Annotated in this window: 15 protein-coding genes and 2 tRNA genes; 4 read left to right on the top strand and 13 right to left on the bottom strand. The window is 46.8% G+C overall.

Going from position 1 to position 11,695, the window contains the following annotated elements; genetic code table 11:
* Nucleotides 1-146: 146 nt before the first annotated feature.
* Together RMO79_RS15670 and RMO79_RS15665 are read left to right on the top strand one after the other, a co-directional pair.
* Complete coding sequence (locus tag RMO79_RS15670; protein WP_310484110.1) at nucleotides 147-524, top strand: hypothetical protein; 378 nt, start codon at nucleotides 147-149, stop codon at nucleotides 522-524.
* Between the two features lie 58 nt (nucleotides 525-582).
* Nucleotides 583-1,446 (top strand): hypothetical protein, encoded by an 864-nt coding sequence (locus RMO79_RS15665; RefSeq protein ID WP_310484109.1) that lies wholly within the window; start codon nucleotides 583-585, stop codon nucleotides 1,444-1,446.
* Nucleotides 1,447-1,667: 221 nt separating this feature from the next.
* Here RMO79_RS15665 and RMO79_RS15660 read toward each other — a convergent pair whose 3' ends face one another.
* The 4 genes from RMO79_RS15660 to RMO79_RS15645 form a co-directional block, all read right to left on the bottom strand.
* The gene (locus tag RMO79_RS15660; RefSeq protein ID WP_310484108.1) at nucleotides 1,668-2,795 is read right to left on the bottom strand and encodes a DUF3854 domain-containing protein; all 1,128 of its coding nucleotides are present in this window, start codon (nucleotides 2,793-2,795) and stop codon (nucleotides 1,668-1,670) included.
* A gap of 56 nt (nucleotides 2,796-2,851) precedes the next feature.
* Nucleotides 2,852-3,247: a hypothetical protein gene (locus tag RMO79_RS15655; RefSeq protein WP_310484107.1), complete on the bottom strand. Its 396-nt coding sequence runs from the start codon at nucleotides 3,245-3,247 to the stop codon at nucleotides 2,852-2,854.
* 35 nt (nucleotides 3,248-3,282) lie between these two features.
* Nucleotides 3,283-4,185: a hypothetical protein gene (locus RMO79_RS15650; RefSeq protein WP_310484106.1), complete on the bottom strand. Its 903-nt coding sequence runs from the start codon at nucleotides 4,183-4,185 to the stop codon at nucleotides 3,283-3,285.
* 146 nt (nucleotides 4,186-4,331) lie between these two features.
* A tRNA-Val gene (locus tag RMO79_RS15645) sits at nucleotides 4,332-4,405 on the bottom strand.
* Between the two features lie 109 nt (nucleotides 4,406-4,514).
* Between RMO79_RS15645 and RMO79_RS15640 the strand changes: the two genes are divergently transcribed.
* Nucleotides 4,515-4,597 (top strand) — tRNA-Ile (locus tag RMO79_RS15640).
* A 21-nt stretch (nucleotides 4,598-4,618) separates the two neighbouring features.
* Here the strand turns inward: RMO79_RS15640 and RMO79_RS15635 are convergent.
* The 9 genes from RMO79_RS15635 to RMO79_RS15595 form a co-directional block, all read right to left on the bottom strand.
* Nucleotides 4,619-5,044 carry a hypothetical protein gene (locus RMO79_RS15635; protein ID WP_310484105.1) on the bottom strand — a complete coding sequence of 142 codons (426 nt, stop codon included), beginning with the start codon at nucleotides 5,042-5,044 and terminating at the stop codon, nucleotides 4,619-4,621.
* Nucleotides 5,041-5,478, bottom strand: coding sequence for a hypothetical protein (locus RMO79_RS15630; protein WP_310484104.1), 438 nt, complete (start codon nucleotides 5,476-5,478; stop codon nucleotides 5,041-5,043). The genes RMO79_RS15635 and RMO79_RS15630 overlap by 4 nt, the downstream gene beginning before the upstream one ends.
* A complete protein-coding gene (locus RMO79_RS15625) occupies nucleotides 5,468-5,797 on the bottom strand; it encodes a hypothetical protein (RefSeq protein WP_310484103.1) in 330 nt (109 codons plus the stop codon). The genes RMO79_RS15630 and RMO79_RS15625 overlap by 11 nt, the downstream gene beginning before the upstream one ends.
* A gap of 38 nt (nucleotides 5,798-5,835) precedes the next feature.
* Nucleotides 5,836-7,263 carry a DUF3854 domain-containing protein gene (locus tag RMO79_RS15620; RefSeq protein WP_310484102.1) on the bottom strand — a complete coding sequence of 476 codons (1,428 nt, stop codon included), beginning with the start codon at nucleotides 7,261-7,263 and terminating at the stop codon, nucleotides 5,836-5,838.
* A gap of 159 nt (nucleotides 7,264-7,422) precedes the next feature.
* A complete protein-coding gene (locus RMO79_RS15615; protein ID WP_310484101.1) occupies nucleotides 7,423-7,671 on the bottom strand; it encodes a hypothetical protein in 249 nt (82 codons plus the stop codon).
* 16 nt (nucleotides 7,672-7,687) lie between these two features.
* The gene (locus RMO79_RS15610) at nucleotides 7,688-8,155 is read right to left on the bottom strand and encodes a hypothetical protein (protein WP_310484100.1); all 468 of its coding nucleotides are present in this window, start codon (nucleotides 8,153-8,155) and stop codon (nucleotides 7,688-7,690) included.
* Nucleotides 8,137-8,376 (bottom strand): transposase, encoded by a 240-nt coding sequence (locus tag RMO79_RS15605; RefSeq protein WP_310484099.1) that lies wholly within the window; start codon nucleotides 8,374-8,376, stop codon nucleotides 8,137-8,139. Before RMO79_RS15605 ends, RMO79_RS15610 begins: the two co-directional genes overlap by 19 nt.
* 367 nt (nucleotides 8,377-8,743) lie before the next feature.
* A complete protein-coding gene (locus tag RMO79_RS15600) occupies nucleotides 8,744-8,926 on the bottom strand; it encodes a hypothetical protein (RefSeq protein WP_310484098.1) in 183 nt (60 codons plus the stop codon).
* 111 nt (nucleotides 8,927-9,037) lie between these two features.
* Complete coding sequence (locus tag RMO79_RS15595) at nucleotides 9,038-9,223, bottom strand: hypothetical protein (RefSeq protein WP_310484097.1); 186 nt, start codon at nucleotides 9,221-9,223, stop codon at nucleotides 9,038-9,040.
* Between the two features lie 341 nt (nucleotides 9,224-9,564).
* On the opposite strand from RMO79_RS15595, the gene hsdR reads away from it, so the two are divergent.
* Nucleotides 9,565-11,695 (top strand): type I restriction-modification system endonuclease (gene hsdR / locus RMO79_RS15590; protein ID WP_310484096.1); only part of this gene is annotated, 2,131 nt, incomplete at its 3' end.

Raw genomic sequence — 11,695 nt, 5'->3', positions numbered from 1 at the left:
CAAAGGCTCCGGTTTCGATATCGATCGCGACAATCTTGCCATGATTACCTTCTTCTACTTGCGATCGAATTTACGTTAGAACCGACAAGCAATGTCTATTTGCTCTAGATTGTGGGAGTACTTTTTATGTCGATATCGATCCGTTATTGTCACAAACATATATCTCGATCCATTTAAACGATCGACCGATCTATTTCCACGATTTGGTTGCCAATCGCACTTTAATAGAATGTCCGATCGGTATGACTATTTACAATAGTCATCTTGAATCGATTAAGAACATCGGTGAAGAAAATGAGTTTGACGAGCGATGTCAGGTATTTGTTGGTTGGTTGTACGAGCTTGTCGGACAAATGGATGTGTACGATGGCGAGTATGTCGGGCAACCTTTATATATTAAAGGACAACATATACTCGATATCGTCGAAAAAGCTGGGTACTCTGATTTTTATTCCTGTTCTCTAGAAGCATATTTAGGTATGCCGTTCGATTCAGATCGAATATACTTTATCCCACCACATTAGTAGTATTAAACTCAAGGATGAGAAGGGACTGACCGAACTCAAGAATTATGCTAAACGGATGGCTGCGACTCCCGATCGTGAAGCAAAAGTCACCAAAACTGCCGATGTAGTAGTACCAGATCCACCTCAAGAAGTTAGTAAAGTAGCACCCCAATCCCAGATCGGAAAAACGCTCGACCGCCTCGGCGCGCTTCGCGATCGAGCCGAACCGACAACAAATGTAGACCCCAAGCAAGCATCTAGTGTCGTTTACGATCGAGTCTTCAAGTCAGAATTTGCTAAAGCTAAATCCGTCAACCGCGTTGAAAAGACGATCGAGGGGGTGAAATTTAAACTTAACCCTCAAACTCAGAAAGGAACGCGCTCCATCTCCGTTAAGCCAAGTAAAGATGACGATTTTGTCAAAATTGGGGAAGTCGATAAAGAGGGTAAATTTCAGCCAGATCCCAAACTTAACGATCCGAATGTTACTAAAGCACTCGATCGAGTCCTGGCGGCACGAGGCATCGATCCTCAACTAGTTAAAGAAGCTCAACAACTTGAAGTAGCCGCTCGATCGAAAGATCCTCAATATCTCCCACTCACTCAGGAAAACGCGCCCAACCCCACGCCGAATGTTGGCAATTCCCCTGAATTAGCCACTGCTGGTAACGATCCAGGTGTTAATACACCCAAACCCAAGCCGAAGACCAAAAATAACTCACCTGAATTAGCTGCTAAGACTGGCAATGCTCCATGTGTTAGCACGTCCAACTCCACCCCAAATATCGGTAATGATTCGCCTGAGTTAGCATCTGCCCCTGCCAACGATCCAGGCGTTAGCATTCCGACTCATGGCGAAAAAGAAGCTGTGCGAGTCCCAACTAATGGTGGCACTCCCGAAAGATCGATTCCTGAACCCGAAGTATCCCAAAGCCGATAATGTCACTAGATCTGACTCAATTAATGACCCAACACCGGATAATTCTGGTGCGATGTAATCCACTCGATCGCGAATGGATCGTCAGTACTCACTTGAGCAACTGCCAGCGGTGGCGATTGAATGTTGCGGTCGGTAAGGATGCGATTGCTTCGCCGTTTCCGCTGCTACTCGATGCCATCCGTAACGTCAGTACCGAGGGCAACTTTCTCTTCGATAACTATCTAACATTCGTCGCCACACTCGCGCCGTGGGCGCGACAACTCATCTACGAGCAGTTCGCCGATACAGAAGATATATTCGTTGGAGCAAGTAACCCACATTCCTTTCCCGTCATATCGCCAATACTGCTTAATGCTGGCATCGAACCGGATGACGTTATCGAATAAATCCTTAAAGACTTTCTTGGACATTTCGAGGGCTGAGGGGACGCTCTCTTTTTTCTCCCCCTCCGATTCAATCTTGAGAGTGAGGTTTTGGGCAGACTCGATCGCACTGTTTAAAGCCTCTTGACCAGCACCGAAGATGAAATCATCCAGCCCTTTGAATTGGTCATCCCACTTAACAGATAAAGTTTCACAGCCAAGTTCGGCAAATAACCGAGCCAATTTCTGACGGGCTTTCTGCACTCGCTTTACTGTCTTGGGATCGGCATCTCGATCGAAGGCGATATAAATATCACGTCCGTCTGTCGCGAGTACTTGAAGGTCGGGAATTAGGCTTAATTTGCCCTTTGAGCCATCTTCATGCTCAGACAATGATTTGTACCCACAATCGATACCAGGAAGGCTGATGACTGCATAGCCCATACTCAGACCGCTATAAGCTTTCTTTTCGCCTTCGGTAATAATTATGGGTATTTGAGGATGGTCTAGAATCCATTCCCAAAAGTCATTACCAGTCTTCTCGACATCATACCGACAGGCGATCGCCGCCCAAGTAGCTTCAGGAACGTTCGGACAATAGGCGCGGGGCAATTCACCTTCAGCCCCTAGATACTTTTTGAACTTCCCTGGCTTCTTCCAATCTGCTGGGGGATTGGTGGGCTTGAAGCGAAAATAGTTTATTTGTGCGCGATCGGCTAGACCATAGAACGGGGTGATGTGCCAGCCGCCGATCATCTTTCTTACTCGATCGAGCGTATTGTTCTTAATCCGCCCGTTGGCTATTCGGTTAACTCCCCAGTTTAATTTATCTAGGATGAAGAGGATATCATCATTCTCGATCTCCTCTCCACCGCGATATTTGCTCGTCCAACTCAGATCGACTCGTCCGACATTGAGACTAATTAGATCGGGATCGTGTTGTGAGAAGTCTGGAATACTGTCTAAATGTTCTCGGATGTCGTACATGGTTGATGCTCGTGATTTGTAGGTTTACAGAGCATCAAGGGAAAAATGGGTTAGAATTAGGTCACAAATATTTTGATGCTCCAATCCAGCATCAAGGGGAGATTGGACACATACTCTTCTACCAAAGCCTGAGTGATAGGGGATTCCAGCCCATTGAGCAGGTAGCTCTGTAGTAAAGTCACATTCCAATGGATTAAGCCGCCCTTTTCAAGCTGAAGCCAAAAAATCCCCTTCGAGAGTTTGGCTCGGAGTTGGGCAGACTGCCAGCGTGTCAGCTCAAATTTTTCTTGTCTGATCGATCGCTCGGTCATAAATTTAAATTTGTCGGGAGTTTGTAGCTTCTTAGGCATAGGTGATAATTGAGGTACGTTTTTTTTGATGTCACTCGACATCCTTTTGGGGTGTCGGGTGTTTTTGTTTGGTTTGGTTGAAAGAGGTTTTGCTGATGGCAAGGCATATCTAGATAATATCCAAATTCTAGTTTTTGTCAATCTGTGAAATCACAAAAAAAGTAGCCAAAAATATGCATATCTTGTGCCAATAGCGTGAGTGCAATTATTAAAAACCTTTTCAGGCAAAGACTTGAAGCTATTTTTAATTTAAACAGAATATTTATATAAAACTTGTGAAATGTCGCAGAAAAACCAAGCAAATAGGTACATGTTGAAGCAAAACTAAGCAAAATGCGAACAACATTCAGCCAGCGCAAAGCCGCCATCTCTCCAAACCTGCAAGCAGTATGAGCGACAAAAATGGCGGCATCGGTATAGTATGAATGCCTGGGATGATTGCGGAACCCTTGGGCGATCGCTTTGAGTTCCGCGATCGTGAAGGGTTTAGGCTTTTTTGGGGCTGGCAGCTTAACCCGTTTGAGTCGATCTAGTGAATTATTCCAAGGGTTAATGTTGCTCAAGATATATAGATCTTCTTGTTGCGCCCAATCCCAAGCCGCCGCCAAGTCGAATAGATAAGCGCGGATCGTGCGCGTCGATGCTTGCTCAGACCAGGCGGCGATGACATTAGCGGCGATATCCGGTGTAACTTTAGATGCTGGCTTGTCCCCTAGAAATTGGGTGAGTTTGGAAGCAATCCCCTTAAATCGGACTTGCGAGCTGTGGGACAATTCCCGCCCTTCCATTCGGTGCGCTGCATACTTGGCAAATAGTTCGCTGGCAGTAATATCGATATTCTGTTTCTTGACCTTGCCCTCTTGGGTGTAAATGGTCGGATCGAAACGTTTAGATACAATATCATTCTCGATCGCTGCCATCAGCACCTTAGCATTTGACCAGCCAATCGGATTGTTATGGTTCTTCAAAGTCTTGTGATACTTCTTGCTATCAACACGCCAGCGGATGATGAGCGATTTTCCTCGTTCTTCGATGTGCATAAAAACTGTGGGGCGATTTGTGGGGCAACAGACCAGCAAAACCCACCAAAACAGCACACTATTTTTAGGTATATAGACGCAAAAATTCGGCTGTTAGGATGTGTTTGTTTCCTAAAAGCCTTACCAGTGCTTACCTTTCCAACCAATGGACGTACCCCGACTCGAACGGGGGACCTCATCGATGTCAACGATGCGCTCTAACCAACTGAGCTATACGTCCTTGCCGTCTTTGAACATAACATAAACTTATTAAGTTAGTCAAGACTCGATCGAGTGGATTTGTGAAATAGTCAATTGTTGGTACTGAATGCTAGAATTATGAAATGTCTCCAAGGTTGGCCGATCGGTTTAGGCAGCGGACTCATAATCCGCGAGCGGAAGCTCTAGACAGGTTCGATTCCTGTACCTTGGACTTTAACTGAAAAACTCCTGCCTAATTCATGCCTAGTGACAAGCTAGTTGAAATCATCCATTCCTCCCATTTGGGGATATTGATTTTATACTCGACGTTCTTCGATTCCCCATCTAATTGACTCAAATCGTCGCCATCTAAATTCGGAATGATGAGAAAATGCGTACCAGCGATTAACAACGAGTCTTCAGGCTTGGCGATTGCGTGCGAGATTGCCTTGCGGATTTGGTAGGAACTCATCTTGCCTGCGAAAATTTGGGCGGTCTTAGAGCTTGTCACCCACTGCTGCTGGGGCGGTTTTTCTAGATACTTAACGCGAGTTTCCAATAAAGCCATTTGTTGTCGTAACAGGGCTAGTTCGGGATTAGACATACTTATTACTTTCAATCTGGTGTCGATCGAGGCTGCTAAAATTTGGGTCGATAGACCGAGCGGATCGGAAATCATGCTAGTGATGGGTAAGTTCCTTCCCACCCCCAGTCTCCTGTCTCGAATGCTGTATTGATGACGTGGTAGCGTTCGCCATCCTTTGTTTTTACCCACACACCATCAGGACTAAAACGTTCGACTGTCGCAGATTCAATTGCTGAGACTAGATTTGGACTTTTGTTGACCCGATTCCTAAACCAAGCCTGCGGATATTTTGGGCCTGAGTGAGAATTTCTCCATACTCGTTGACCTTTGGTCTGCCTTCGGCAATCGCCGATCTGGATGCGATTCGACATCTGGGGTGACTCTACTCTCAAGATTGCCGACCGATGAATCTTTCTGTAACCGCATTCACCAGCTATCAGCACTAGATCTTTGTCCACTGAGGCAACTCTTAGTGGTTTCCCACTGCGTCCATAGACGATCGAACCGATCTCAATATCAACACTCATACTCCACCTCCACATTTTCAAGATCGATATGAGAAAATGGCGTATTTCGATCGTTTGCATCAGTTGTATCGTCTGCAAAATTAGTAAAGTCTCGTTCCTCTGTCGTCCTAGCGCAGACGATCCCCTCTGGTTCGATCGTCTGCTTATCGTCTGTATTGCGAGTATCGTCTGCCAGATCGTCTCGATGATAACTCTTGCCCCGATCGGCATTGAGGTCATCCGCAGACTGTACAGACGGTGCAGACGATCCAGACATTTTTACAACTTTTTCTAGATAGATAATTCTGGTGCATTTGCGACCTTCGGTAAAATATGCCACTTTAATGCCCTGTTCTTCTAGATCGGGTGCTAACCGATTTAGTTGACGGCTGAGGCTGTTATGCGCCTTGGGGAAGTGTCGCGACCGCCGAAGACGGCGCGCAAGCTTCGGTAAGTAGCTGGATCGGTATGATTTGCTAACTCTTTTAGTAACTCGGATGCAGTGCCTTTCCAGACTAAATCGGTATTCTCCATGAGGCGAACGATCGCTTCATCAACAGGTGATGACTCGATTACTACTCGTCTGGACTCCTCACGGCTCCGGTTGAATACCTTCATAAAATCGCCATCTTTTAGTCCGATTGCTTGCTCGCTTGCGGTCGCAAATAGGGCATAATCCGCCATTCGAGGTAGATTTTGGGTTTTGGCTCTAGTTTCGGGAATCCGAGCTAATGTTTGGCTCAGTGCTGTAAGTAGTGTCCCTAAAGTTCTGGGTCTAGCTGCTGCCACCTTGGCATTTAGTTCGGCTTGGGGCAGTCTCTTATCTTCAGGAATCTCCAATAGTTGTGCCCCCAGTACTCGATCGGCTAGATCGTCACGAGTTACTAGAGCATCGATCGCGGTGATAATTTGGGGGCGCGTAAACTCGAAGGTCGTTTCCTCGTCCGTTGTATTTAGGGTGCGGGTACTAAATCCAAACCCAGTTGCCATTCTGCAAAAATCATCTGACTGGCTGGTGCTGATGTGACTCACATTGTCATAACCCATCACCCAGCGTCGTGTAGCTGCCACTGCTAATTTATGAGTATCGGATTGGGGCTTAATTAGTGGAGCTTTACCAGGATCGATTAAACCCTTGATAATTTCTGCTGCGGCTGTCTTGCCACTACCTCTGGGGGCGGTAATCACCAGAATGGGATATGTTTTACCAGGACAAAAGCAGAATAGTAAGAAAGTAATTATTAAAATCCATGCCGATCGATTGGCGTACGATCGATCTAGTGCCTCGATCCCTTTGGCTGCGATGTAGTCATCAGCCCCTTTATGCCCTCTCCACTTCATTTGAGTGATGCGGCTTGCCTCGCCTTCAATCTCTCGTAGAAACAATGTTTTGGCACGTTCGACCGTCCGAACAGTATTGGGATTGTCATCGCGATCGAAGGCTAGTACTATCTCTCTACCATTGAGAAACGGCTCTAACTCAGGGTGCAAGGTCTTCAGGTTTTCCCCTCGATTCTCGCGTCCAGCAGACTTGTACCCGTTGAATATCCATCCACCCGATCGAAGGATGTTCGCCAGTTGTTCGTTAGTACGACCCGCGAGTGTGCCATTATTCCGGTGTTTTGGCTCTGAGACTAAAAGGGTGAATACTTCATCTAGATCGTTCTCGTTTAGAGGATTCCAAGATCGAAAATTTAACTCAATAATATCTTCAGCGATCGCGCTGGCTTTGAATTCTGCCAGATGTCGTTCGCGTAGCGTCGGCTCTGCCGAATCGTCGATATTCGTAGCAAGAAAATTATTCATGGTGATGCTCTATGGATACTAGAGATTGCGGCTGCATACACCTTTCCCGCGCCAACGCTCCGCGTTGGCGCAGCCTCGCCTTTGGCGATACGGCAGGGCAAAGCCCTACGCGCTGAGGTTTCACGACTTTTTCGCTTACTAAGTTATCGCACCGAGTAACTATGAATAAATCAGTGCTTGGAGTCCGGCAATGGGGCGACATTCGTCCGAGCGCATTCGATCCACGACAACACTTTTCTTTCGATCGGGGTATGAGCCGCGCAAGTTTGCGATCTTATAAGGTTGTCCGGCAAACTTCTGAGTCGCGCTGACGCGGAGCATGGCGAGGGGAATAGTGATGACAAACAGAGACATCACACCCGCTAAACCTAAAACGATCTTGTGCATCTGGGTTGTGGAATTTTTCATGCTAGCTCCTCAATTTTTATTGCAAAGATAAGTAGGGAAACAGTGGATGCCAGGTCATTACTGTCGCGATTGTAAACAAACTCAGCAATCCGAGAATTAGGGTGCGCGGTTTGACCTGTCGATATTTGAGGATGTTATGCAAGATCGTCCAGCTCGTCAGCCAGACAACCAGTAGCACAATTTCTTTACCAGCAAATCCACCTAAATTTCCCCACATCGGATCTTTACTGGTAACGAGGGGAATGACCGATACCAGTTCGGTAACAAACCGCTCGTTAGCTTTCGACAGCTCTGTGTAATGATGGGTCAGCATCATCGCAATCGCCCCGATCCCACCACTAAATAGGGCAGCAGCAGCCGCTCCAGAGGTGCTAGGCGGTCGATCGGCTCCTTGGTGTAGCCCTTGCGGAAATTGCTTAAATTGAGTCCACAAACGGCTGTAAATCGGTGCTCGTTGAATTGTAGTCATAGAGAATTTTGCCATAATAAACCTCGACAATTAAATCGGAGATGGGCGATGTCTGTTTCTTCTTTCTCTTCGGTGGTTAAATTTATTTGATTGTTCATTAACAAGCATCGATTTCTCAAGCCTTTGAGGTTGAGTGCAAGTCGAATTTTATTTAAAGCTTTGTTGACTAATTTCTGAACATGAAACCTGTCAATAACTATTTTACCCTCTTCTCCCCATACTAGCGGGAGAGCCATTAAAATTATCATCTTGAATATTTATTAGCGATCGACAAAGTCGTTTCAGAGTATAGCTTTCAGTTTTTTTAGTTTAAAAATATTCCACTTGGAGTGGAATCTAGTCCACTTGGAGCGGAATAAAATAGCATCAAAATACACTATTTAGTATAGAAAAACTACTCGTGAAAAGTCGCTTTAGATAAGGCTTAGTGTGCTTAAGATTTAGCTTAGATAATTAGAATGGAATTAATCGAGCGAGCTTGCGATCTAGAAAATTATCTTTGAGACCAACATTAAGTTATTTAATATTTGTCAATCTACTCTTGAGCTACCATCGGGATCGGTCGATCTAATAACTCGCTCTGGGCAGTTACTCTATTGGAATTTAAGATGAAGAGAGTCGATCGAGATCGAGTCGGTCGCTTTGCAAATATTCCTTAGCTGTCATATCTTCTAGCGATACTACCAATCCCTCTACCGAACTAAACCGAGCCGATGGCGGCAGTAATTTCGACCACCCATTTAGAAATTCATGCCAACCTCCGCTGCATCGGGTGTTAGGGGACATTGCGGATCGTCGAATCGAGTGACGAACCAACAATTTTCTCCCATCGTACAATCCCCTTGAGACCACTGTGCCAAAGTGGCATCGATAGCTAGAATCTAACTGTCAGGTTCGTTAATCGTCACTTGGCTTTCGACTCCTCACACTTTTTGCCAATCTTGACTTGCCAACTTCGCGATGAATCGGATCTTGCAGGGCATTGACCAGATCCGCTGGATTGGCTGGTGTTCGCACTGCTGCCGCTGCTGGTGCTAATGCTGCTAATTGCGGTGTGGCGGTGAAGGGGTTGAAATTAGTCACGGGGAAAGTGCCTGTAAAGACTTGCGCCGAAATGGAGGATTGACTAAAGCGAAAGGGTATTTAGATCGTTCCCTATTTCCAATCGTAACCCAATGGTGTGAAGTAGAAAGTAAAGTTGCTGGCCTAAAATCGTCAACAATCCATAAACTCATCTTAATAGGGGTACTCTAACCCCCTTAAATTTTCCGATGTAAATTGCAGAGATCGCGTGATAACTAGGTACAATGACCCCAGACTGCTATGTCCTAGCATTTTCAGCGTTCGAGCATAAACCGCAACCTGAAGCTGTTTTCGTGGGAACGTAGCCCGAATAGTCGATCGATAAAATACCCCGATAAATCGTGCAGGTTTCACCCAATTTCGCTTTTCTCAAAGTTCATGACTTACAACTGGTGCGGTTGGGTTCTCAAGCGGAACGTTACTTCACCGAAGATCCCAACACCTGTCTGATTAAACTGCGACAGTTCGGCGAACTCCTCGCCCAGCTCGTGGCAGCGACAGTCGGACTGTATGAGGATAAAGCCGAAACTCAGATCGAATTGCTCCGCCGACTCGAATTGCGTGGGGCGGTTGGTGGTGAAGCTCTCGACTTATTTCATGAGTTGCGGAAATTGGGTAATCGGGCGACGCATTCGGGATCGGGCGAACAGCGGACGGCATTGAGCAACCTCAAATATGCGCGGGTATTAGGGATTTGGTTTCATCGTTCTTATGGCGGTGTGGCAGATTTCAAACCCAGCCCGTTTGTACCGCCAGCAGATCCAGAGCGAGAGACTAGCGCACTTAAAGATGAACTAGCAACACTCAGAGCCGAGATTGACGCTCATCGCAATAGTACTGAAGCTGCCCTGGCTGCTGCTGCTGAGGAAGTAGAACTCAGGCAACTAGCCGAAGAGTTACTTGTAGTAGCTGAAGCAGAGGCGGCAGAAATCAAGGCTAAATTAATCGGCATTCAAGCCCAGACAGTCGCCCAGAAATCGCCAGTAGTCCAGCAATCGATCGCGACTGCCCAGCAAAATGGTAGATACCTAGACTTAGACGAACGGGAAACCCGCCGCCTGATTGATGCCCAGTTACGATCGGCTGGTTGGGAAGCCGATACCGAGGAGATGCGCTACAGTCGCGGGGTGCGTCCAGTTAAGGGCCGGTATTTAGCGATCGCCGAATGGCCGACAGCTAGTGGAAACGCTGACTATGCCTTGTTTGCGGGGTTAGATATTATCGGTGTGGTAGAGGCGAAGCGACAAAGTAAGAATGTGGCAGGGGATATCGTTCAAGCCAAACGCTACAGCCGAGATTTTCAGCTTCAGGGGGATGCCGCTTTTCTGGGCGAACCTTGGAGAGAATATCGGGTACCGTTTGTGTTTGCCACCAATGGGCGAGAGTTTTTGGAGCAGCTTCGCACGATGAGCGGGATTTGGTTTTGCGATTTGCGTCGCCCTGAAAATATCGGTCGTCCGTTAAAGAATTGGTATAGTCCCGAAGACCTGATCGATAAATTAGCACAGGATCTCGATCGATCTCAGCAGCAATTAGAACGCGAGAGCTTTGAATATAACTTTATCCTACGTCCGTACCAAAAGAAGGCGATTCAAGCGGTAGAAGCGGCGTTAGCTGAGGATAAACGGACGATTCTACTAGCAATGGCAACGGGAACGGGGAAAACGAAAACCAGTATTACCCTTGTCTACCGACTGTTGAAGACCAAACGGTTTCGGCGGATATTATTTATCGTCGATCGATCTGCATTGGGCGAACAGACAGAGGGCGCGTTCAAAGAGACGCGGATGGAAAACCTCCAAACGTTTGCCGAGATCTTTGATGTCAAGGAGCTGAAGGATACCGAACCCGATCGCGATACCAAAGTCCATATCGCGACGATTCAAGGCATGTTAAAACGGCTGCTGTACCCCGCTGATGATGCGCCCACACTCACCGCCGGACAGTATGACTGCATCATTGTCGATGAATGCCATCGGGGTTATTTACTCGATCGCGAGATGAGCGATACCGAGCTAACTTTTCGGGACTTAAACGATTACATCTCCAAGTATCGGCGGGTACTAGATTTCTTTGATGCGGTTAAAATCGGACTGACGGCGACACCCGCGCTGCATACGAGTCAAATCTTTGGCAATCCCGTCTATGTCTACAGCTATCGGGAAGCCGTCATCGATGGTTATTTAATCGACCACGAGCCGCCGCTGCGGATTATCACCGAGCTGTCAGAGTCGGGGATTACTTGGGCGCAGGGCGAGGCGGTGGAGGTGTTCGATGGGAGTACTGGGCAACTCGATTCGATCTACGCTCCCGATGAAATTCACATTGAGATCGAGCAGTTTAATAAACGGGTGATTACAGAATCGTTTAATCGGGTAGTGTGCGAACAGTTAACTAAATATATCGATCCGGCTTTACCCGAAAAAACGCTGATTTTCTGTGCGAATAATGACCATGCCGATATTGTCGTCG

The organism is Chamaesiphon sp. VAR_48_metabat_403 (assembly GCF_031422475.1).
Classification (GTDB): Bacteria; Cyanobacteriota; Cyanobacteriia; order Cyanobacteriales; family Chamaesiphonaceae; genus Chamaesiphon.
The sequence above is the reverse complement of the archived record's forward strand: the minus strand, read 5'-3'. Positions and strand labels throughout refer to the sequence as shown.